Raw genomic sequence first — 21,674 nt, forward strand, 5'->3', positions numbered from 1 at the left:
CAGCATTCGTGGGTGAGGTGGAACGAGTGCGTGCCGGAGCTGCTGGAGCACCTGGGGAAGATGGGCCTGGTCGGGCTGGTCAAGATTGACGGGGAGCGGGAGCACAAGCCCTGGACGGTGGTGATCTCGGGTCAGCGCTCGATGGTGCGTCGATCAGGGTCGACGGCCACAGCCTCGACTACTGCCTGAAGCATGCCGTCGCCGCGCTTCACGAGCGCTTCCCGGACGACCTCGCGCTGAGCTGACATCAGACTGTGGGCGGTGTCCCGGCGGCTGTCGGTGGCTCACCGCCCCGGCGCCGTAGGCGGCCGGGGCGGCTTGCCGCTGGCCGGGCTTGCCGCCCCGCATTGCGCGGAGCGCGGTGACTTGATTCAGAACAGAGAAAATCGGCAACGTCGCAGTAGTCTGCGGTCTACTCGTAAGCCGCTCTTTGGTCTTCGTGGCAGGTTGATTCGTCGATTAGAAGCGCTACAAGATCCTTGAGAATGATCAGGTCGCAGTGGCGCGCGCCTGAATCGGGATCTTGAAGTACATGTGTCAGGCCATGATAGGAGCGCTGAGACGTATTCTCTGGGAGGAGGAGGGAGGTGACGGCGAACTTCTCGCGCCACTGCGAGCCCATCTCCCAGGCGACGCATAAATCTATGTCTTTTAGATTCTTCTCCTGTGCGTCCAAATCATTGATCAAGCCGTCTAGTGAGTACTTGTACTCCAGCACCTTCGGCTTGGTTCTTCTTCCCAAGAGGCCGTCAAGTATCTCTGCGTCGATCCCAAGAGGATTGCTGTTTGAGTCAAATTCGAACAGTTCTCGATCGTGGTCGAAATTTATCCGGAACAAACCGTCATAGGTAAATCGCTCGTTAGTTGACATGATCGCTAAACCGCGAACCACGCCGCCCGAGATGATCTCGTGAAAGAGTGCTATGACATCTTGTTCCCGAGTGGGCGTAGAGGTTATGCTAATTCGTTTTGTTGGAGCAAAGAAGTGGTCTGAGGAAAGTGTGAGCGGTGAATTGGCTTCATGTGCAATCATTTGCTCCTTCCATGCATCTAGTTTGAGTTCTCGATCTAAATCTGGGACCGTCCCAGAGTCTCGCTTCATGTTGGGCCTGAGTCGCGTTATCGGCCCTTGGACAATCGCACTGGCAACATCCGTGGCGAAGTCAACAAGAGGCTTGGCGAACCCTTTCCTGCCAAGGTCTGGAGTGTAGTTCTCAAAATGGATAAGGAAGTGCACTTGATTCTGTCGGCCAGTGTATCTGGTTAGAGGCACCTGAAGGACATCACCCTGCGGCATCATGTTAGCGGCCAGTTGTATTCCAGCGCGCAGAACCTGCATGTTACTCCGAATGCCCAGCTTTTCGTTGAACCTCTTCCAGAGTTTCGTGGTATACCCGTATTCGACCTTAATGGTTGGCTTGTGTTTCGCAATTACCTCTTCGTGTTCGGCGAGCGCTTCGGGTGTAAGGAGTTCTTTGCATGATTCCCAGTGGTACTCCTCATACAGGAAATCCAACTTGCGGTGGGCGTTCGGCGGCGGCTTCGTAGTACCGTACTTCTTAAACTGTTCCTGTGCTTTCGCCGCAACTTCACTGATGCGGGCTGACTTGCATTTGTCATTATGAAGCCAGAGGTAAGAAACCTCGAAAATTGTTGCCGTTGTCGACTCTCCGCCTGCAATGCACGTGACTTCGATCGTTTTGTCCGTGCTTGGCTCGACCGCCCCGATACCGGTCTTAACTCGTAGGATGGTGAGCCATGTTTCGGCGTCCTTCGCCGCAAGCCAGGAGAGCTTCTTGGGGTGCGTGTATTCATCGAAGCGGACCGTTACGGTGGTCCCGCGTTCGACTTTTTCGAATTCTTCATCAATATCTGCAGAAGAGTCCGGCTCGACAAGTGGAGGATCTCCGTCTGCTGATCCCGCCAGCCAAGTTCTCCCGTTCAATATCCTTCCGCAAGCATCGTATCCGGGCGACCTCGTGTGCACTCGCAGATAGTTGAATCCATATGCGAGGTAGGTGGCACCAACACCTTTGTGCCCTCGGGAGTTGACCTCCTCCTTGAAGGAGAAGTTGGGTGCCAGGAATCGCTTGAACTCCTCGTATGTCATTCCGCAACCATTGTCGGAGACTGTGAGCTGATTTCTATCCAGGTCAACGATGACCCGTAGTCGCTGCTCGAAATCTGAAATGGTTCCTGCCGCGATTTCGGCCCGGCTTCGCGCCTCTAATGCGTCTAGCCCGTTCTGAATTAACTCGCAGAACGGATCGTACCAGCCGACGTACGAACTCAAGATGTTGTTTATTTCGCGTCGCACAGCGCGCTGCGCTGCGAGGCTGTTCTCTAGCCTTCCCTTAACTTGCAGGGGGTCGAAGGCTGCAAAAGGCGGGTTCATGGGTGCATCCTAGGCGACGTCTGTCGACAAGGGAAACGATCTTCACCGGCGGGCAGCACGCATTCTGAGTGACTCTCATCCTCCGTCAGAAGATCGAGCCTTTCCAACCTGATCTTGCAGGTCGGGCTGGTAGCTGGGGACCGCCGATCGATGAGGGCGAGGCTCCAGGTAAGACAGCAAATCTGTGAGTGTGGTTTGTCAAGTGGTTGTGGTCGTGGTGGTCTGCATGAGTCGGAAGAGTTGGCAGGCGGTGTAGCGCTTGAGACAGCGCAGGATTTCCTTCGGGGTGAGTCCTTGCGCGGTGCGGCGCACGAACAGCTCTCTGCGAGCTACGGCGTCGCCCTTGTTGTCGAGTTGGTAGCCGTCGAGCCACGTCCAGCCGTCGTACGTGGGCAGCTCCGTACGAACCTTGATAAGGCGAAAGAGGATCGGCCGTACGAACTGCGGGCTTGCCGCGCGGGTCAGATGCAACACGTCACCGGCCTTCACGCCGGCTCTCCCTGTCTCTCCAGAGGCGTAGGGCTTCGCCGGCTGCCGTCAGGCGTGGGCACCCGTCGTCAGAGCACTTCGAGCAGACCGAACGGTGATGAAAGTCGATCACGTAGCCAGCCATCAGGACGGGGAATGGGGGTTCTGGCTGCGGCTGGGGGTTCAGCATGGGTCACCCTGGTCGAGTCGCTTGACGGCCTTCCACTTACGCCAGGCAGCGGCCATGGTCATCGGCTGCTCCGGGACCGGGACGGCGGCCCGGCCGATCCACCTCTGCGGCTCTGTGCGGTGCTTGGACCGGACCGGCTCACCTGATATGTAGTCCACCGGCTGATCAGGGCGTTGGTACCACTTGCGCCTAGTCATGCGTCAAGAGTAAACGACTAGAGCCCGAGACTACTAGGCCTCTATCAACTTGACGATTGCCTAGTCGGCGTGTGCCTAGCGTCAGTGCCATGGGTAAGAAGCTGCGGTTGGTGGGTTCGGGCGAGATCCGAACCATGCTCGGCGGCGTCTCCCGACAGCGCGTCTACCAGATCACCAATCGGCGCGACTTCCCGGAGCCTGTGGCCACGCTCCAGATGGGCAACGTCTGGCTTGCCGAGGACGTTGAGGCGTGGATCGCTTCCAGGCGCGGGGACCTGGACTAGCTCGCAGTCGCCCGTAGTGGTGGGCGCCTGGCCCCGACCCGGGGTGACGAGAATCCGAGTAGCGTTTTTGGCGTTTACGGCTCAAGCTGGCGAGCATGAGTGGGGAACTCCTGACCAGTGGCCAGGTAGCCAAGCTGCTGGGCTGCTCGCGTCAGCAGGTGGTCAACCTGTGCGAACGTGGGGACCTGCCCTTCGTGCGGGTGGGCGCGCACCGCAGAGTCAGGCGGGAGCACGTTGAGGCGATGCTGCGACCGAGGCAGCCGTTGACCCGCGATCAGCTCAAGTCGCTGTGGCTGCATCAAGCGGTGGCGGGCTGCCTGGTCGTCGACCCGGACGATGTGTTGGGTAAGGCATCGGAGAACCTTGATCGGCTGCTCCGGCAACATCGGGGGACCATGAGCGAGGTCTGGCTCAGACGCTGGCAGGACAAGATCAACGAAGGGGTCGGGTCGGTCCTTTGGGCGCTGACCTCGGAAGATCCGGAGGCGGTCGAGTTGCGGCAGAACTCGCCCTTCGCCGGCGTGCTCTCTCAGTCGCAGCGCCGGAAGGTTCTTGACTCCTTCAAGCGCCGGGGCTGAGACCGGGCGGCATGAAGCATGCAGAGTCGACGCATGTCCTGATCTCGGTCCAGGAGGCGCGGTCAACTGCGCGACGATGTCCATGCGGTGATGCCTCAGCCTCGCGACCCGACAGCCCCGCTCATGGAACCCGCCCTTACCCGACTCGATCAGTGCTGCCGAACTCGTGGACCACCTCGATCTGGCCGACGATGTGGTTGTTGAACTCGTCCAGCTCCTCGGCGGGTACCCACAGCTCAAGGATGGTGTCGCCGCCGACCTGGCGGACCGGGTAGCGGCTGAGGAAGTCCGTCTCGACCTGGAAGCGGGTCACGTACCCGGCGCCGGAGGCGGGTACGTTCCAGTCCCGGGCGATCTTGATGGCGTACTCCTCGTTCAGCACGGGGTAGAAGATCGGCTGGTCGGGCAGGCGCGGGGGCCACCTCCGCCACCCGGAGGCGCGGACCAGCTCCAGTTCCCGGGGCCCGGTCGGGCGCCACAACACCGTCGTACGCTTGCCGTCGCTCATGCTGACCCCGCCACCTCCGTGATGAGCCCGGACGGTATCGGGTCACCAGCGACGGACACCACCGCATTCAGCCGGTCACTGCGACGGGGTGGCCTCGTGTCCGGCCCGGCCGTGGGTACGGCGTCGTTGTTTCATCTCCGCCTCGTAGATGTGCCGCCGGCCGTCGGCCAGGGTGTCCCGGGCGTACCGTTCGATCTCCTGGAAGGTGGCGTAGTAGCCGTCGTCGAACTCTTCCACGATCTGGAAGGTCCAGCGGCCGGGTAGCACGTTGCGGCCCAGCAGTTCGTGTTCCACCCGGTCGGCTACGGCCTCGTGTCCGGCCTCGCGCAGCAGGGCCACCACCCGGTCCAGGGTGAGGTCCGCGCCGCCGACCAGTTGGTGGGCGGAGTACAGATGTCCGCGTACCCGGTGGATGGCTTCCAGGGCTTTGCTCAGTTCACCCAGCGCCTCGATCGTGGTGTCGTCGACACCGGCGGGGCGGGAGTGCTCCTCGTCCACCGATCTTTTGTCACCTGACATGGCCGCTCAGTACCCAGCCTCGGGCCCCCCACGCACCCCGGCAGACACCGAGCGCACCGCCGTCGCGCAGCCAGGACACCGGAGACCGGCTGGCGTACGCGAGGGCGGTGCGCCCGGGGTCAGCGGGTCGGCGCGGTGCTGATCTGGGCGAGCAGGGCGGTCAGGCGGTCCGCCACCGGTGGGGCGTGCAGGTGCAGCCGGGCCACATTGATCGCGTCGGTGCCGACCACGGAGAGCAGGGCCTGGCTGCCCACCGCGTACACCGAGAAGTAGCCGCCGTTGTTGCGGACGGTGGACTGGCGGAACTCGCCCTGGCCCAGACGGTGGCTGACCTGGCGGCCCAGGCCGAAGGTGGCCGCCGCCATCGCGGCCAGGTCGTCCGGGCTCAGCTCGGCCGGCAGGTCGTGGGCGATGCGCAGCCCGTCCACCCCGCCGAGGACACTGCCCTGCACCCCGGGGATCTGTAGGCGCAGCTCGGTCAACTCGGTCCCGATCGCCGGGTACGGCAGTGACGGGTTGCCGGCCAGGGACGGCGGGAGCTTGGGCGGTGGCGGGCCGGATGGCTGGGCGGTGCGGCGGGGCAGGACCGTGTCGCTGTTGTTCACAGTTCCAGCTGCTCCTCGATGGTGCGCAGTTGGTGTCGGGCCAGAGCCAGGTTGGCTCGGCTCTTGCTGAGCATCAGGTACAGGAACAGGCCCTTGCCGGTGTGCCCGGTCAGCGGCCGGATGATGTGGTACTGACCGCCGAGGGTGATGAGCATGTCCTCGATGTCGTCGTTGAGCTTGAGCATCTCGATGGTGCGCATCTTGGCGCGTACCACGTCGGTGTTGCCGGCCGCCGCGACGGTCAGGTCGATCTCCGGGGTGCCGCCGGCCACGCCGAGGGTCATTCCGCTGGTGTAGTCGACGAGCGCGACGCCGATCGCGCCATCGATGCTCATGGCGTCCTTGAGTGCGGTGTCGAGGGTGGCCACGCTTCCTCCAGGTCCGACTGACGCGGGTACCCACGCCAGCGCAAGGTCTTCCGACAGTGTCGATGCCGGCGAGAAAATCTCGCACGAGGGTGGCATACCTTTCGTCACCTCTGCACCTCGACCAGCACTAACGGCCTGAGTGGGCGATTGCGGGTGGCCGCCGGGCCCAGCGAGATCGTCGCTGCGGCGGATGGCTGCCGACTCACCTCGCTGCTACCTGTTCCGTTCGTGAGCTGGTATGCCAGCCAGCGATGGTCTGCTATCGGACGCAGGCACGGTAACACGGGATCTTCGGCGCTGGACCCGACCCGACCGGGCACCGCATGTCGGGTCGGCGAGTCCGCCGCGACCATAGCGTGGGTCGCATCAAGGGAGGGAGACCTGGCGTGCTGGAGCGGCTCAACCAGGCTTTGGACCACCTGGAACAGCGGCTCGACCAGCCGGTCGAGATCGCCGATCTGGCGCGGATCGCAGTCACCTCGGAGTACCACTTCCGGCGGCTGTTCTCCGCACTGGCCGGCATTCCGCTGTCCGAGTACGTGCGCCGTCGACGGCTGACCATGGCGGCGGCGGAGGTGGTCGCGGGGGAGCGCACCCTGCTGGACATCGCGGTCCGCTGGGGGTACGGCTCGGCCGAGGCCTTCGCCCGTGCGTTCAAGGCCATGCACGGGACAGGCCCGGGCGAGGCCCGGCGTACGAAGTGCGCCCTGCACGCCCAGCCACGGGTCTCCTTCCGGCTCATCGTCGAAGGGAGCAGCAGTATGCGATACCGCATCGTGAGTAAGGACGCCTTCCAGTTGGCCGGCCGCAAGGCCCGGGTGCCGCTGGTGCACGAGGGCATGAACCCGGCGATCGTCGCCTTCATCAAGAGCATCGACCCGGCGACCCGGGAACGCATCGAGGCCCTGTCCGACCAGGAACCGGCGGGGATCGTCAACGTCAGCGACGGCCTGACCGGCAACCGGGCCGAGGGCACCGAGCTGGATTACTGGTACGGGGTGGTCACCGGCGCCGAGGTGCCGGCCGATCTCGAGGTGTTGCCGGTGCCGGCGGGGGACTGGGCGGTGTTCGAGGTGTCCGGGCCGTTCCCCGCGGCGGTGCAGCACCTGTGGCGGGACGTCTTCACCCAGTGGTTCCCGTCCAACCCCTACCGTTCCCGCCCCGGGCCGGAGATCTCGCGTACCACGGTCTCCGCCGACGGCACCCAGGCCGAGGCGCAACTGTGGATCCCGGTGGAGCCGGTAGCCGCCTGAGCCCACCGGCCGGCAGTGGAAACAGAGGTTGAGGCACTCGCACCGGTCCCCGTTCGGGTACCGGTGCGGGTGCGACACCGCGCTGCTGAGCCGCAGCGGCTCGACCCGCAGGCCGGCCTCCTCCCACACCTCACGCACCACCGCAGTGGCCGGCTGTTCGCCCGGCTCGACGAAACCGCTAGGCACCGCCCAGCGCCCGTCGTCGGCGCGCTGGCCCAGCAGCGGCTCACCGGCATCGTTGCAGACCACCGCGCTGACGCTCGGCAGCCAGAGCAGGTCATGTCCGACGTGCTCACGCAGCCGCAGGATGTAATCCGGTACCCCCACCCCGGCGACCCTAGCCCCGGCCGCCGGCCCCCGCTCCGGGCCCGACCCGCGTCTCCCGCCCGGGCGGAGGCATCCGGGCGGCGAATCTCCCGGTTCCGGCCCGCCATCACCGCACCCGGATCTACTGTGGAAGTCTCCGAGGACTTGCGCTGTTCTGGTGGCGAGTGGCCGCTTGTCGGTGCACAGTGATTCCCATGAGCGACAGCGACCCCCGGCGCTACTACTGGTGCACCCGACACCACCGAGTCGAGACCGGAACCGAGGTCTGTGCGGCCCGGCACGTGCTCGGCCCGTACGCCTCCGCCGCCGACGCGGAGAACGCCCTCCAGAAGGTGCGGGAGCGTAACGAGGCGTGGGAGGCCGAGGACGCCCGTCGGGCCGAGGAGGAGGGCAGGGAGTACAGGGAGTAGACGACGCGGGGGTCTCCCGGGTCGAGAGCACCGCGTGCGCCGCCGGGGCGGTGACACGTCCCCGAGGAGGCAACCGAGATGGCCGAAGCACAACAGGCCACCCCACCGGCCGCGAAGCGTACGCCCGCGAGGAGAACCGCCGCCAAGAAGGCGCCCGCCCGTAAGGGCACGACGAAGGCGAAGTAGGCCGGGGCGTACGGCGGCGGGATCCTGCCGACTGAGGGGGGCGTACCCCCGTCGGTCGGGGGAGGGCGTTTCCGACCCGGCGCTGTCAGGATGGGCCCATGGTCATCCGACGCGTCCTAGCACCGCGCATCGACTTCGGGGCCCTGCGCCGCGAGTTGGGGCTGCCCGACGACTACCCGCAGGCCGCGCTGCGGGAGGCCGAGGAGGCCGCCGCCGCGCCACCCCGGCCCGCGGTCGACCGCACGGACATCCCGCTGGTCACCCTGGACCCGCCCGGGTCGCGGGACCTGGACCAGGCGATGCACCTGAGCCGCCGCGCCGGTGGCGGCTTCCGGGTGCGGTACGCGATAGCCGACGTGGCCGCCCACGTACGCCCGGGTGGTGCCCTGGAGGAGGAGACCTGGCGGCGCGGGCAGACCGTCTACCTGCCGGACGGCAATGTGCCCCTGCACCCGCACAGCCTCGGTGAGGGCGCGGCCAGTCTGCTGCCGGAGGTGGACCGGGCGGCCGTGCTGTGGACCATCGACCTGGACCCCGAGGGGGCCACCACGTCGGTGCATCTGGAACGGGCGCTGGTCCGCAGCCGGGCCCAGTTGGACTACCCCGGGGTGCAGGCCGACGCCGAGGCGGGTCGGCTGCCGGAGCCGATCGCCCTGCTGCCGGAGATCGGGGCCCTGCTCACCGCCCGGGGACTGCGTCGCGGGGCGATCAACCTGCCGATCCCCGAGCAGGATGTGGAGGCCGACGGCGAGGGGTGGCGGCTGGTGCTGCGGGCCCCGGTGCCGATGGAGGAACACAACGCCCAGATCTCCCTGCTCACCGGGATGGCCGCCGCCGATCTGATGCTGGCCGGCAGGATCGGTCTGCTGCGCACTATGCCGGCGCCGAAGCCGGAGGCGGTGCAGCGGTTGCGGGCCGCCGCCGCGCCGCTGGGGGTGCACTGGCCGGACGAGGTAGGCGTCGGTGAGCTGCTGCTGGGGTTGGATCCGGGGCAGCCCCGGGCCGCCGCCTTCGTCGACCAGGCGGCCGAGCTGATGCGGTCGGCGGCGTACACCGCCTTCGACGGCGAGGTGCCCGAGCAGCCGACCCACGGTGGGGTGGCGGCCGCGTACGCCCATGTCACGGCCCCGTTGCGTCGACTGGCCGACCGGTACGCCACGGAGGTCTGCCTGGCCCTGCACGAGGGTCGGACGGTGCCGGACTGGGCCCGGGAGGCGTTGCCCCGGTTGCCGGCGGCGATGGCGGCCACCGACCGGGTCGCCTCGGCGGCCAACCGGGGTGCGATCGATCTGGCCGAGGCGGTGCTGTTGCAGCACCGGGTGGGGGAGACCTTCGAGGCTGCCGTGCTGGACGTGACCGCCCCCGCGAACGGCCGGTCGAGTCGGCCGCCCGGCGGTACGGTCGCCCTGGACGATCCGCCGGTACGCGCCCGCTGCCTGGGTGAGCTGACCCTGGGCACCCGGATGCGGGTCCGGTTGGTGACCGCCGACCCGGCCACCCGGGCGGTCGCCTTCGAAGTCGCCTGACCGCAACCGGCAGCGGGGATTGTCACAGGGGTAGTCGCCGTTGTCGGGTCGGTGTGGCTGGAAGGATGACGACCATGGCATACGATCCGAGCGACCTGCCCGACGTCTCCGGGCTCACGGTCGGCATCATCGGCGGCACCGGCGACCAGGGTCGGGGGTTGGCCTACCGGTTCGCCCGGGCCGGTCAGACCGTGTTGATCGGCTCCCGTTCCGCCTCCCGGGCCGCCCAGTCGGCCGAGGAGATCGCCGCCCTGCCCGGGGTCGCGGCCGGTGGCAGCGTCACCGGGGCGGACAACGACGAGGTGGCCCGGCGCAGCGATGTGGTGATCATCGCGGTGCCCTGGGAGGGGCACGCCGCTACCCTTACCGACCTGGCCGAGCCCCTGGCCGGCAAGATCGTGGTCGACTGTGTCAATCCCCTCGGCTTCGACAAGCAGGGCCCGTACCCCCTGCCGGTGCCCGAGGGCAGCGCGGTTCAGCAGGCCGCCGCCCTGCTGCCGGACTCCCGGGTCTGCGCGGCCTTCAACCACGTCAGCGCACCGCTGCTGGCCGACCCGGAGATCGACCGGATCGAGCTGGACGTGCTGATCTGCACCGAGGAGCGGGAGCTGGTCGATGTCGTCGCCGCCCTGGCCGCCCGGATTCCCGGGATGCGGGGGGTGTACGCGGGACGGCTGCGCAACGCCCACCAGATCGAGGCGTTCACCGCCAACCTGATCGCGATCAACCGCCGGTACAAGACCCACGCCGGAGTGCGGGTCACCGATCTCTGACAACGGTGTGGCCCGGCCGTGGGGCCGGGCCACACCGTTGCGACGGTCAGAAGTTGATGTCCACGCCGGTTTCCTTGCAGACCGCGGTGAGGTTCGTGGCGGTCTTCTGGAAGGCGGCGGCGTCCCCGGCGGCGACCGGGTCGGAGGACTCGGCAGCCTCCTCCACCTGGGCCTGGAACTCCTTCACCGCGTTGGCCACCTTGCTGTCCGTGCTGGCGGCCTCGGCGGCCTTGCCGAGCGCCGCGGCCATGTCGGTGTAGGTCTCCGACAGCATCTCGGCCGTCGGCTCCTTACCGGCCTGGAGCGCGTCGAACAGTACTTCCTTCGACTCGTCTCCGGCCTTCTGCACAGCCTCACAGACCTTCTTGTCGTCCTCACCGGCGGCGGCGGCCGGTGCGGAGGTCTGCGGGGTGGCGGCGGCGCTGGCGGGGGCCGAGGCGGAGGTCGCCGGGGCCTCGGTGTCCTCCCCGCCGCAGGCGGTGAGGGCGAAGACGGTGACTCCGGCCAGGGCTAGTGCAAAGAGTTGATCACGTTTCACGGCTGCGAAGCGTAGTGCGCCCTGTCCAGTCATTCCGCCCTCGGGCATCCCGGTACCGGATCCTGGGGTGTGAAGCATCGCCGCACCCCAGGATCCGGCGAGGGTCAGAAGGTGTGCTCGGCGGCCGGGAACTCGCCGCCGCGTACCTCCTCGGCGAAGCGGCGGGTGGCCGCGTCCAGGGTGCCGGCCAGGTCGGCGTAGCGCTTGACGAACCGGGGGGCCCGTCCGGTCCGCAGACCGGCCATGTCCTGCCAGACCAGCACCTGGGCATCCGTCTCCGGGCCGGCACCGATGCCCACCGTGGGGATGGTCAGCTCGGCGGTGATCCGCTTGGCGACCGTCCCGGGCACCATCTCCAGCACCACCGCGAAGGCCCCGGCCGCGGCGACCGCCCGCGCGTCGGCGATCACCTCCTCGGCGGCGTCACCCCGGCCCTGCACCCGGTAGCCGCCGAGGTTGTGCTCGCTCTGCGGGGTGAAGCCGATGTGCGCCATCACCGGGATGCCGGCGCCGACGATGGCGGCGATCTGGTCGGCACAGCGCCGACCACCCTCCAGCTTCACCGCGTGAGCGCCGCCCTCCTTCATGAACCGTACGGCCGTACGCAGGGCCTGGGTCGGCCCCTCCTCGTACGAGCCGAACGGCAGGTCACCGACGACCAGGGTCTGCCGGGTGGCCCGGACCACCGCCCGGACCAGGGGCAGCAGATCCTCCGCGGTCACCGGCAGGGTGGTCTCGTAGCCGAACACGTTGTTCGCCGCCGAGTCGCCGACCAGCAGCACCGGAATGCCGGCCGCGTCGAAGATCGAGGCGGTGTACTGGTCGTACGAGGTGAGCATGGCCCACTTCTCGCCGCGCTCCTTGGCGGCGATCAGATCGCGGGTACGGACCCGGCGGGTGGCCGGGCCGCCGTAGAGGGCGGTCACCTCGGCCGGAGTGGACTCCACCATGACTGTCTCCTTTCCTCGAGGCCGCGTACGCGGTCCCCGGGCTCTGCCGCGATCGTCGCACCGGTGGGCCTGGTGGCGGCAGGTCGCAGTGGAGGATGTCACTCCGGCCGGGGCCGGTGGTGGGGTCAGCCGTCCTCCCGCCACCGGTTGGTGATCGGCAGCCGTCGGTCCCGGCCGAACGCCTTCATGGAGATCTTCGTGCCGGGGGCGGACTGGCGGCGCTTGTACTCGGCGGTATCCACCATCCGCAGCACCTTGTCCACGATCGCCGGGTCATGGCCGGAGGCCACCAGGCCATCCCGGCCCAGGTCCCCGTCGACGTAGCCGATCAGGATCGGGTCCAGCACGTCGTAGTCGGGCAGGGTGTCGCTGTCCAACTGACCCGGGCTCAGCTCGGCGCTCGGCGGCTTGCCGATCGAGTTCTCCGGGATCGGCGGGGTGTGGCCCAGCCGGGTGGCCTCGGCGTTGCGCCACTTGGCCAGCCGCCACACCAGGGTCTTCCACACGTCCTTGATCGGGTTGAAGCCGCCGACCGAGTCGCCGTAGAGGGTGGAGTAGCCGACCGCCAGTTCGCTCTTGTTGCCGGTGGTGAGCACCAGCGGGCCCTCCTGGTTCGACAGGGCCATCAGGATCACCCCCCGCACCCGGGCCTGGAGGTTCTCCACGGCCACTCCGGACAGGGACAGGTTGGCCAGGAAGGCGTCCACCATCGGCTGGATCGGCTCGATCCGGTAGTCCAGCCCGGTGCGCTTGGCCAGGTCGGCCGCGTCCTCCCGGCTGTGCTCGGAGGAGTGCTGACTGGGCAGGGAGACCCCGACCACCCGGTCGGGGCCGAGGGCGTCCACCGCGATGGCCGCCACCACGGCCGAGTCGATGCCGCCGGAGAGGCCGAGCACCACCGAGGGGAAGCGGTTCTTGTTCACATAGTCGCGCAGCCCTAGCACCAGGGCCTGCCACACCTCGGCCTCGTCGGCGACCGGCTCGATGACCCCGCCGTGCGCCGCCGGGCCGTCCGGGGCGGGCGGAAGGCCCTCGACCGTACGACGGACCAGCCGCAACCCGTCGCCCACCGGGCCGCCGTCGGCGATCCCGCCCGCCTCGGTGGTCGACGGCACGGACACGTCGTGCACGAGCAGGTGCTCGACGAACTGCGGGGCCCGGGCCAGCAGGGTCCCGTCCGGCCCGACGATCATCGAGTCGCCCTCGAAGACCAGCTCGTCCTGGCCGCCGACCATGTTGACGTAGGCGATGGTGGCCTCGGCCTCGGCGGCCCGGCGGCGGACCACCGGCAGCCGCAGGTCGTCCTTGTTCAGCTCGTACGGCGAGCCGTTGATGCTGACCACGAGCCCGACCCCGGCCTGTCGGGCGGCGGCGAACGGCCCCCCGGCCTGCCACAGGTCCTCGCAGATGGTCAGCGCCACGTCCACCCCGCCGAGCCGGACCACCGTCAGGGTGTCTCCGGGCACGAAGTAGCGGTCCTCGTCGAAGACCCCGTAGTTGGGCAGGTGGTGCTTGAAGTAGGTGGCCTGCACCTGGCCCTGGTGCAGCAGGGCGGCGGCGTTGCGGGCCCCGCGACCCGGCTCGGCGTCGCCGCTGAACTGCGGCGGACCGTCGGCGTCCAGATAGCCCACCACGATCGGCACCTCACCCAGGCCGTCGGCGGCCAGGTCGGCGGCGAGCCGGTCCAGGGCGGCCTTGGAGGCGGCGACGAAGGACCGCCGGAAGACCAGATCCTCCACCGGGTAGCCGGTCAGCACCATCTCCGGGAAGAGCACCAACTGGGCGCCGGCCTCGGCGGCCCGGCGGGACCAGGCGCGGACTAGGTCGGCGTTGCCGGTGAGATCGCCGACGCTGGGGTTGACCTGGCACAGAGCGAGACGCAGGGTGGGCATGTCCTCATCTTGCCCCAGCCCGATGAGGTCGACACGTGGGCGTGGCTGCCGACCCCCCCGCAGCGGGCCGGTGACCGCCGGTCGGGACTGCACGGGACGCGGTGACGGCTGTTCGCGTAACGTCTGCGTAATCGGGCCGGTGAAGACTGGTCGGACAGGTCGGGCAAAGCCCGGTCGAAGGCGGACATAGAGTCGCGGAAGGTTGAGGCAGTGGACCGACAGCAGGAGTTCGTTCTTCGTACGCTGGAAGAGCGGGACATCCGCTTCGTCCGGCTCTGGTTCACCGACGTGCTCGGCACCCTCAAGAGCGTCTCGGTCGCCCCGGCCGAGCTGGAGGCCGCCTTCGACGAGGGCATCGGGTTCGACGGCTCGGCGATCGAGGGCTTCGCCCGGGTCTTCGAGTCGGACATGGTGGCCATGCCGGACCCGACGACCTTCCAGGTGTTCCCCTTCGAGGGCGGGGTCAGCGGCGAGAGCGCCCGGATGTTCTGCGACATCCTGCTGCCCGACGGCAGCCCCTCCTGGGCCGACCCCCGGCATGTGCTGCGCCGGGCGTTGTCCCGGGCGGCCGAGAAGGGCTTCACCTTCTATACCCACCCCGAGATCGAGTTCTTCCTGCTGGAGAACGGCCCGGCGGACGGTTCGGTACCGATCCCGGTGGACACCGGCGGCTACTTCGAGCACACCACCCACGCGGTGGCCCGGGACTTCCGCCGCCAGGCGGTGCTGGCCCTGGAGCGGATCGGCATCTCGGTGGAGTACAGCCACCACGAGGTCGCCCCCGGCCAGCAGGAGATCGACCTGCGCTACGCCGACGCCCTGACCACGGCCGACAACATCATGACCTTCCGGCACGTGGTGAAGGAGGTGGCCCTCTCCACCGGGGTGCAGGCCACCTTCATGCCCAAGCCCTTCACCGACCAGCCGGGCAGCGGCATGCACACCCACCTGTCGCTGTTCGAGGGGGAGCGCAACGCCTTCCACGACGCCAGCGACCCGATGAAGCTGTCCAAGGTGGCCCGGGCCTTCATCGCCGGGCTGCTGGTGCACGCCCGGGAGTACACCGCGGTCACCAACCAGTGGGTGAACTCCTACAAGCGGCTGTTCCCGCAGGCCCTGCCGGACCGGGTCACCGAGAGCCCGGCGTACGTCTGCTGGGGGCACCTGAACCGGTCCGCCCTGGTCCGGGTCCCGGCGTACGGCAAGCCCAACTCGGCCCGGGTGGAGATCCGCTCGCCCGACTCGGCCGCCAACCCGTATCTGGCCTTCGCGGTGCTGCTCGGTGCCGGGATGAAGGGCATCGAGCAGGGGTACGAGCTGCCGCCGGGTGCGGAGGACGACGTCTGGGCCCTGACCAGTGGCGAACGGCGGGCGATGGGTTACGAGCCGTTGCCGGAGAACCTGGCCGAGGCGATCGACGTGATGGCCGGCTCGGAACTGGTCGCCGAGGTGCTCGGCGAACACGTCTTCGACTTCTTCCTGCGCAACAAGCGCTCGGAGTGGGAGCAGTACCGCCGCGAGGTCACCCCGTACGAGCGCCAGCACTACCTGTCGCTGTAACCCGACCGCCGCTGTCGGCCGTTGCGGGCTGCCGCTATCGTCTCGATCACCGTGCCGGCGCCCTGCCGGTCGGAGATGACAGTCGGGGAGGCAGTCGGTGTTGGAGGATCTGCTCAGCGGAGCCTGGCAGAGCGTGGTGTTCGGGATCGTCGGCGTCGGTCTGATGGCCGCCGGCTTCGGGCTGGTCGACCTGCTCACCCCCGGCAAGCTGCGGGACCTGATCTGGGTACGCCGTAACGCCAACGCCGGGTTGCTGCTCGCCGCCAACCAGCTCGGTGTCGCCGGGATCGTGTTCACCGCGATCCTGACCAGCTACCACGACTTCGCCAAGGGTCTGGCCTCGACCCTGCTGTTCGGACTGATCGGTCTGGGCATCATGGCGCTGGCCTTCGTCGTGCTGGACCTGCTCACCCCGGGCAAGCTCGGCGAGGTGGTCTGCTCCGACGAGCCCCACCCGGTCGCAAAGGTCAGCGCCGCCAGCCACTTCGGCGCCGCCCTGATCGTCTGCGCCTGCATCGCCTAACCCCCACCCCACCCCGCCCCACCCCACCCCGCCCCACCCCACCCCGCCCCAGCGGGGTTGATCATGAGGTTGGCGGCACTCTGTAGATCGACGAGTGCCGCCAACCTCATGATCGACGGGGTGGGGCGTCGGGGTTACTTGGTGGTGGGACGGGGGGCGGGGCCGAAGACGCCGGCTTCGGCGGCTGCGGTGATCGCGTCGGCCTGCTCCTGGGTGAGCTTGCCCTCCTCGACCGCCTCGGCGAGGCGCTCGGCCATGGCCTCCTGGCGGTCCTCCGGGGAACCCTTCGGCCCACGGTCGCCGCCACCCTTGTGGTCGCCACCGCGCTTGTGGTCGCCGCCGCGACCCTCGGGGCGCTCACCATCCGGCTTGTGCTGCTCGCGGAGCTTCTCCAGGGCCTCGGTCACCTTGTCGGCGGGCACACCCAGCTCCTCGGCCAACGCCTCGGCGAACGCCTGCTGGCGCTCCCCACGCTCCGGCCGCTGGCCGTCCTTGTGGTCCTCCGCACTTGCGCTGGCGGTGGGGCTCGGGGTGGCCGTGTCGTCGGCGAGCGCCACGGTGGGAGCGGCGATCCCCACGGCGAGCACACCCGCAGCGGCCAGCCCGCCCAGCAGGTGCTTCTTCGAGATCGTGCGGGACATCGGTCCTCCAACTCGTCGGTGATGCGATGACGTCACCGACAGTGACCGGCCAGTCTGGGCGCGGCCCTAGGCGAACCTGTCAGCGAGCTGGCAATTCGGCCCGGAAAACCGGACATGGTACGACTTCGGTGTCGCGACCGCTCAAACGCTCAGCACACTGCGGGAGCCACGGTGAGGGTGCCGGCGTCGGCGTCGAGGGTGGCCAGGGTGCCCACCGGGACGGAGAGCTGACCGGGGCCGTGGCCGATCGGCAGCCCACCCAGCACCGGCACCCCCAGGTCACCCAGGCGCTCGGTGAGCACCTCGGCCACGCTCACCTCCCAGCCGTCCGCGCAGTCGGTGAACTGGCCCACCGCCACCCCGGCCAGCCGGTCCAGGGCACCCGCCCGGCGCAACTGGGTCAGCATCCGGTCGACCTTGTACGGCGGCTCCTGCACGTCCTCCAGCAACAACACCGCCCCGGTCAGGTCGGGCATGTCCTCGGTGCCCAGGGAGGCCACGATCAGGCACAGGTTGCCGCCCAGCAGCCGACCCACCGTCCGCCCCGGCACCCGTACGCCGAAGGTCTCCTCGCCCTCGACGGCGGGCACGGTGACCGGCTCGGTGGTGGTCAGCGCGGCGTGCAGGGACTCCGCGGAGGCCAGGGGGGTGCGCTCGTCGCGCCAGGCCGCCCCCGGCCCGTGCACCCCGGCCAGCCGGGCCCCCCGCCACAGGGCAAGTTGTAGGGCGGTGATGTCGGAGAAACCGGCCACCACCTTCGGGTCCCGGCGTACCGCCGCCATGTCGATGGCATCCACCACCCGCTGGGCCCCGTACCCGCCCCGGGTGCAGATGATCCCGCGCACCCGGGGGTCGGCGAAGGCGGTGTTCAGGTCGGCGGCCCGCAGCGCGTCCGCCCCGGCCAGATAGCCCTGCCGGGCGTACACGTTCGGGGCCAGGACCGGCCGCAGACCCCACCCGGTCAGCAGCTCGACCCCCCGGGCCACCCGCTCCGCCCGGGTCGGCCCGGAGGGCGACACCAGCATCACGGTGTCCCCCTGGCGCAGGGCCGGTGGGCGTACGACGTGGTCAGCGGCGGTGTGGTCGGACACAGCCGGAGAGCCTAGTCCCGCGCGCGGCCCGGATCGGTCCGACCGGATAGCCTCGACGACGTGGGAACTGCGTTGGTGATCGAGAACGACCCGACCGACGATGCGAGACGGTTGGGGGAATGGCTGACGGAGGCGGGTCTGGACCTGTCAGTGGTCCGCCCGCACGCAGGCGACGAACTCCCGGCCGATCTGGCGGGACACGCCGCGCTGGTGGTGCTCGGTGGTGACCAGCAGGTCTACCCCGGCCCGGACGGGGCCCCCGGGGCCCCCTGGTTTCCGCAGGTCGAGGCGCTGCTGCGCAAGGCGGTCCGGCACCGGGTGCCGACCCTGGGCATCTGCCTGGGCGCGCAACTGCTGGCCACCGCCCATGCCGGCACGGTCGAGCGCAGCCCGGCCGGGCCGGAGGTCGGCCCCGCCGTGGTCGGGCGACGCGACGCCGCCGAGACGGACCCCCTGTTCCGGTACGTGCCGCTGATACCGGACGTGTTGCAGTGGCACGCCGACGAGATCACCGAACTGCCGGTCGGTGCCACCCTGCTGGCCGCCTCCACCCGCTACCCGCATCAGGCCTTCCGGCTGGGCGACCGGGCCTGGGGGCTGCAATTCCACATCGAGTGCGACACCGCGATGATCGCCGACTGGGCCACCGACTCGGCCCTGCTGGCCGAGCTGGGCTACGACCCGGAGCTGGTGGTCGCCGCCTGTGACGCGGTGATGGTCGACGTGGAGGAGGTCTGGCAGCCCTTCGCCGCCCGGTTCGCCGCCCTGGCCCTCGGGGAACTGGACGACGACGGGCCGCGCCGCACCCTGCCGCTGCTCGGGCACTGATGGGCAGGCCCACCAGCGCCACTGGCCGGCTGGCCCGGTACGGCTTCGACGTCGCCGACTCCGACGGCGGTGCCCGCGCCGCCGACCTGCTGGGCCCCACCGGACTGGACCTGTGGCGACCGCAGACCCAGGAACCCACCGATGAGGCGGCCCAGGAACTCCTCACCGCCCTGTCCCGGGCCGCCGACCCGGATCTGGCGCTGCGCCAACTGCATCGCCTGGTCGAGTCGGAACGCCGGACCCGGACCGGCCCCAACGGCACGGCCGCCGGCACGCCGGGCGGCATCGGTGCGGGGTCGACGGTGCTGGCGGCCCTGCACGACGACCCGGGACTGCGCCGCCGGGTGATCGCCGTACTGGGGGCCTCCTCGGCGCTGGGCGACCATCTGGTCGCCAACCCCGACCAGTGGACCGTGCTGCGTACCGAGCCGGACGGGCTGGCCCCGAGCGCCGACGGGCGGCTGGACGTGACCGGGGACGGTAACCCGGTGGCCGTGCTGCGGCGGGCGTACCGGCTGGCCTTGTTGCGGATAGCGGCGGCCGACCTGACCGGCGGGCGGGCCCTGGAGCAGACCATGGCCGCCCTCTCCGGGTTGGCCGACGCCACCCTGTCGGCGGCCTACCGGATCGCCGTGGACGAGCTGCCGGAGGGCGCCGCCCTGCCCCGGCTGGCCGTGGTGGCGATGGGCAAGTGCGGCGGTGGCGAACTCAACTACGTCTCCGACGTGGACGTGATCTTCGTGGCGGCCGAGGACGAGGACCTGGCCGCGGCCACCACGGTGGCCACCCGGCTGATCCACATCTGTGGGCTGGTGGCCTGGCCGGTCGACGCCGCCCTGCGTCCCGAGGGCAACCGGGGCCCGCTGGTGCGCACCCTGGCCAGCCACCTGGCGTACTACCGCCGCTGGGCCCGCACCTGGGAGTTCCAGGCCCTGCTCAAGGCCCGCCCGGCCGCCGGTGACCTGGCCCTGGGCCAGGAGTGGATCGACGCGCTGGCCCCCCTGGTGTGGCAGGCGGCCGAGCGCCCGGAGGCGGTCGAGGACGTCCGGGCCATGCGTCGCAAGATCATCGACCACATTCCACCGAAGGAGCAGGAACGCGAGATCAAACGCGGCCCCGGTGGACTGCGGGACATCGAGTTCGCGGTGCAACTGCTCCAACTGGTGCACGGGCGCGGCGACGAGTCACTGCGTACCCCCGGCACCATTCCCGCCCTGCGGGCCCTGGTCACCGGCGGCTACGTCGGCCGGGCCGACGGGGAGGCGCTGCTGCGCGGGTACCGCTTCCTGCGCGGGGTGGAGCACCGCCTGCAACTTCAGGGCCTGCGACGGACCCACACCGTACCCACCGATCCGGGCGCCCTGCGCTGGCTGGCCACCGCCCTCGGCTACACCGCCAGCCCGGGACGCAGCGCCGTCGAGGCCTTCCGCGCCGAGTGGGTCACCCACGCCACCGAGGTACGCCGGCTGCACGCCAAACTGCTCTACCGCCCCCTGCTGGAGTCGGTGGCCCGGGTACCGGCCGACGGTCTGCGGCTGACCCCCCAGGCGGCCCGCAACCGGCTGGAGATCCTCGGCTTCGCCGACCCGGCCGGAGCCCTGCGTCACCTCCAGGCCCTGACCGGCGGGGTCAGCCGCACGGCCGCGATCCAACGCACCCTGCTGCCGGTGCTGCTCAGCGAGTTCGCCGACGCCCCCGAACCGGACCGGGGACTGCTCAACTACCGCCAGGTCTCCGACTCCCTGGGCAGCACCCCCTGGTACCTGCGGCTGCTGCGCGACTCCGGGCCGGTGGCCCGCCGACTGGCCCGGGTGCTCTCCTCCTCCCGGTACGCGGCGGACCTGCTGGCCCGCGAACCGGAGGCGCTGCGCCTGCTGGCCGAGGAGACCGAACTGCGCCCCCGCCCCCGTGCGGTGCTGTTCGACGGATTCGCCGCCGCGGCGGACCGGCACACCGACCCGGTGGAGGCCACCCGGGCGGTCCGTGCCCTGCGTCGGCGGGAACTGCTCCGGCTGGCCTGCGCCGACGTGCTCAGCCGGGCCGGTTCACTGGCCCCCTCCCGGGGGGACGGCGAGCGGGCCACCCCCGGACTGGCCGACATCACCGCGGTCGGCACCGCCCTCTCCGATGTCACCGACGCCACCCTCGCCGCCGCCCTGCGGACCGCCCGAGCCACCCAGCCGTCGATGCCGGACCTGAAGTTCGCGGTCATCGGGATGGGTCGGCTCGGAGGGTACGAGTCCAACTACCTCTCCGACGCCGACGTGCTGTTCGTCTACGAGCCACCCGAGGGTGTCAGCGAGAGCGCCGCCAGCGCCGCCGCCCAGGCCATCGCCGAGGAGTTGCGGCGGTTGCTCGGTATGCCCGCCCCGGACCCGCCGCTGGGGGTCGACGCCGACCTGCGCCCGGAGGGCCGGCAGGGGCCGCTGGTCCGCAGCCTCGCCGCCTACCAGCAGTACTACGCCCGCTGGTCGAGGGTGTGGGAGGCCCAGGCCCTGCTGCGGGCCCGCTGTGTCTGCGGCGACGCCGACCTGGGCACCCGGTTCGAGCAGATGGTCGACCCGGTGCGCTACCCCGCCGACGGGCTGACCCGGGAACAGATCATCGAGATCCGCCGGATCAAGGCGCGGGTGGAGACCGAACGGCTGCCCCGGGGCGCCGACCCGGCCACCCACACCAAACTGGGCCGGGGCGGGCTGGCCGACGTCGAGTGGGCCGTGCAACTGCTCCAACTGCGCCACGCCGGGGCGTACCCGGCGCTGCGGGGCACCCGTACCCTCGACGCCCTGACGGCCGCCCGTGACCTGGGCCTGATCGACCCGGCGGACGCCGAGGCGATGGCGGCCGGGTGGACCCTGGCGGCCCAGGTCCGCAACGCCCTGATGCTGGTCCGGGGCCGGACCGGGGACCAACTGCCCCGGCACGGGGTGGAACTGGCCGGGGTGGTCCGCCTCCTCGGTGCCGACGACCCCGGCGAGTTCCTCGACGAGTACCTGCGCACCGGCCGCCGCTCCCGCACCGCCACCCAACGCGTCCTGGAGATGTAAGGAAGGGCACCTTATTA

General features: G+C 69.5%; 23 protein-coding genes and 1 pseudogene. 11 read left to right on the forward strand and 13 right to left on the reverse strand.

Features of this window, described 5'->3' with window-relative positions:
* Positions 1–12 precede the first annotated feature (12 nt).
* Positions 13–189, forward strand: coding sequence for a hypothetical protein (locus ABZ795_RS19820; protein WP_357531400.1), 177 nt, complete (start codon positions 13–15; stop codon positions 187–189).
* 223 nt (positions 190–412) lie between these two features.
* Here ABZ795_RS19820 and ABZ795_RS19825 read toward each other — a convergent pair whose 3' ends face one another.
* The 3 genes from ABZ795_RS19825 to ABZ795_RS19835 all read right to left on the reverse strand — a co-directional run bounded on the left by ABZ795_RS19825 (position 413) and on the right by ABZ795_RS19835 (position 3,250).
* Positions 413–2,395: a hypothetical protein gene (locus ABZ795_RS19825; protein ID WP_357531401.1), complete on the reverse strand. Its 1,983-nt coding sequence runs from the start codon at positions 2,393–2,395 to the stop codon at positions 413–415.
* A gap of 198 nt (positions 2,396–2,593) precedes the next feature.
* Positions 2,594–2,884: a hypothetical protein gene (locus tag ABZ795_RS19830; RefSeq protein ID WP_357531402.1), complete on the reverse strand. Its 291-nt coding sequence runs from the start codon at positions 2,882–2,884 to the stop codon at positions 2,594–2,596.
* A 162-nt stretch (positions 2,885–3,046) separates the two neighbouring features.
* A complete protein-coding gene (locus ABZ795_RS19835) occupies positions 3,047–3,250 on the reverse strand; it encodes a hypothetical protein (protein WP_357531403.1) in 204 nt (67 codons plus the stop codon).
* Between the two features lie 89 nt (positions 3,251–3,339).
* On the opposite strand from ABZ795_RS19835, the gene ABZ795_RS19840 reads away from it, so the two are divergent.
* Together ABZ795_RS19840 and ABZ795_RS19845 are read left to right on the forward strand one after the other, a co-directional pair.
* On the forward strand, positions 3,340–3,534 hold the full coding sequence (locus ABZ795_RS19840) for an AlpA family phage regulatory protein (RefSeq protein WP_357531404.1): 195 nt from the start codon (positions 3,340–3,342) through the stop codon (positions 3,532–3,534).
* 95 nt (positions 3,535–3,629) lie between these two features.
* Positions 3,630–4,112: a helix-turn-helix domain-containing protein gene (locus ABZ795_RS19845; RefSeq protein ID WP_357531405.1), complete on the forward strand. Its 483-nt coding sequence runs from the start codon at positions 3,630–3,632 to the stop codon at positions 4,110–4,112.
* 136 nt (positions 4,113–4,248) lie between these two features.
* Here the strand turns inward: ABZ795_RS19845 and ABZ795_RS19850 are convergent, their stop codons facing one another.
* The 4 genes from ABZ795_RS19850 to ABZ795_RS19865 all read right to left on the reverse strand — a co-directional run bounded on the left by ABZ795_RS19850 (position 4,249) and on the right by ABZ795_RS19865 (position 6,112).
* The gene (locus ABZ795_RS19850) at positions 4,249–4,620 is read right to left on the reverse strand and encodes a hypothetical protein (protein WP_357531406.1); all 372 of its coding nucleotides are present in this window, start codon (positions 4,618–4,620) and stop codon (positions 4,249–4,251) included.
* Between the two features lie 75 nt (positions 4,621–4,695).
* Entirely contained in the window at positions 4,696–5,139 is a 444-nt protein-coding gene (locus tag ABZ795_RS19855; protein WP_357531407.1) for a hypothetical protein, read from the reverse strand.
* Between the two features lie 119 nt (positions 5,140–5,258).
* On the reverse strand, positions 5,259–5,744 hold the full coding sequence (locus ABZ795_RS19860) for a roadblock/LC7 domain-containing protein (protein ID WP_357531408.1): 486 nt from the start codon (positions 5,742–5,744) through the stop codon (positions 5,259–5,261).
* Entirely contained in the window at positions 5,741–6,112 is a 372-nt protein-coding gene (locus ABZ795_RS19865) for a hypothetical protein (protein ID WP_357531409.1), read from the reverse strand. The genes ABZ795_RS19860 and ABZ795_RS19865 overlap by 4 nt, the downstream gene beginning before the upstream one ends.
* A gap of 386 nt (positions 6,113–6,498) precedes the next feature.
* Here ABZ795_RS19865 and ABZ795_RS19870 point away from each other — a divergent pair, with 386 nt between their 5' ends.
* A complete protein-coding gene (locus ABZ795_RS19870; RefSeq protein WP_357531410.1) occupies positions 6,499–7,365 on the forward strand; it encodes an AraC family transcriptional regulator in 867 nt (288 codons plus the stop codon).
* Positions 7,366–7,395: 30 nt separating this feature from the next.
* Here ABZ795_RS19870 and ABZ795_RS19875 read toward each other — a convergent pair.
* Positions 7,396–7,692 (reverse strand): annotated as a pseudogene (locus ABZ795_RS19875) (NUDIX domain-containing protein); the annotation flags it as partial.
* 194 nt (positions 7,693–7,886) lie between these two features.
* On the opposite strand from ABZ795_RS19875, the gene ABZ795_RS19880 reads away from it, so the two are divergent.
* The 3 genes from ABZ795_RS19880 (at position 7,887) to npdG (ending at position 10,587) form a co-directional block, all read left to right on the forward strand.
* Entirely contained in the window at positions 7,887–8,102 is a 216-nt protein-coding gene (locus tag ABZ795_RS19880) for a hypothetical protein (protein WP_357531411.1), read from the forward strand.
* A gap of 284 nt (positions 8,103–8,386) precedes the next feature.
* A complete protein-coding gene (locus ABZ795_RS19885; RefSeq protein ID WP_357531412.1) occupies positions 8,387–9,814 on the forward strand; it encodes an RNB domain-containing ribonuclease in 1,428 nt (475 codons plus the stop codon).
* Between the two features lie 74 nt (positions 9,815–9,888).
* Positions 9,889–10,587, forward strand: a complete 699-nt coding sequence (npdG, locus tag ABZ795_RS19890; protein WP_357531413.1) for an NADPH-dependent F420 reductase — start codon at positions 9,889–9,891, stop codon at positions 10,585–10,587.
* Positions 10,588–10,633: 46 nt separating this feature from the next.
* Here the strand turns inward: npdG and ABZ795_RS19895 are convergent, their stop codons facing one another.
* The 3 genes from ABZ795_RS19895 to ABZ795_RS19905 all read right to left on the reverse strand — a co-directional run bounded on the left by ABZ795_RS19895 (position 10,634) and on the right by ABZ795_RS19905 (position 13,967).
* Positions 10,634–11,125, reverse strand: coding sequence for a hypothetical protein (locus ABZ795_RS19895; protein WP_357531414.1), 492 nt, complete (start codon positions 11,123–11,125; stop codon positions 10,634–10,636).
* Positions 11,126–11,229: 104 nt separating this feature from the next.
* Positions 11,230–12,075 (reverse strand): 3-methyl-2-oxobutanoate hydroxymethyltransferase, encoded by an 846-nt coding sequence (panB, locus tag ABZ795_RS19900; protein ID WP_357531415.1) that lies wholly within the window; start codon positions 12,073–12,075, stop codon positions 11,230–11,232.
* 125 nt (positions 12,076–12,200) lie between these two features.
* A complete protein-coding gene (locus ABZ795_RS19905) occupies positions 12,201–13,967 on the reverse strand; it encodes an NAD+ synthase (protein WP_357531416.1) in 1,767 nt (588 codons plus the stop codon).
* A 210-nt stretch (positions 13,968–14,177) separates the two neighbouring features.
* Here ABZ795_RS19905 and glnA point away from each other — a divergent pair, with 210 nt between their 5' ends.
* The gene (gene glnA / locus ABZ795_RS19910) at positions 14,178–15,527 is read left to right on the forward strand and encodes a type I glutamate--ammonia ligase (protein ID WP_327024714.1); all 1,350 of its coding nucleotides are present in this window, start codon (positions 14,178–14,180) and stop codon (positions 15,525–15,527) included.
* A gap of 97 nt (positions 15,528–15,624) precedes the next feature.
* Entirely contained in the window at positions 15,625–16,050 is a 426-nt protein-coding gene (locus ABZ795_RS19915) for a DUF350 domain-containing protein (RefSeq protein WP_357531417.1), read from the forward strand.
* A gap of 134 nt (positions 16,051–16,184) precedes the next feature.
* On the opposite strand, the gene ABZ795_RS19920 is transcribed toward ABZ795_RS19915, so the two are convergent.
* Positions 16,185–16,691, reverse strand: a complete 507-nt coding sequence (locus ABZ795_RS19920) for a hypothetical protein (RefSeq protein WP_357531418.1) — start codon at positions 16,689–16,691, stop codon at positions 16,185–16,187.
* A 149-nt stretch (positions 16,692–16,840) separates the two neighbouring features.
* Positions 16,841–17,716, reverse strand: a complete 876-nt coding sequence (locus tag ABZ795_RS19925) for an LD-carboxypeptidase (protein WP_357531446.1) — start codon at positions 17,714–17,716, stop codon at positions 16,841–16,843.
* A 126-nt stretch (positions 17,717–17,842) separates the two neighbouring features.
* On the opposite strand from ABZ795_RS19925, the gene ABZ795_RS19930 reads away from it, so the two are divergent.
* Complete coding sequence (locus tag ABZ795_RS19930; RefSeq protein ID WP_327024717.1) at positions 17,843–18,610, forward strand: type 1 glutamine amidotransferase; 768 nt, start codon at positions 17,843–17,845, stop codon at positions 18,608–18,610.
* Positions 18,610–21,657, forward strand: coding sequence for a bifunctional [glutamine synthetase] adenylyltransferase/[glutamine synthetase]-adenylyl-L-tyrosine phosphorylase (locus tag ABZ795_RS19935; RefSeq protein ID WP_357531419.1), 3,048 nt, complete (start codon positions 18,610–18,612; stop codon positions 21,655–21,657). Before ABZ795_RS19930 ends, ABZ795_RS19935 begins: the two co-directional genes overlap by 1 nt.
* The last annotated feature ends 17 nt before the right edge of the window (positions 21,658–21,674 follow it).

It is taken from the genome of Micromonospora sp. NPDC047134, from assembly GCF_040643455.1.
Taxonomy (GTDB): Bacteria; Actinomycetota; Actinomycetes; order Mycobacteriales; family Micromonosporaceae; genus Micromonospora.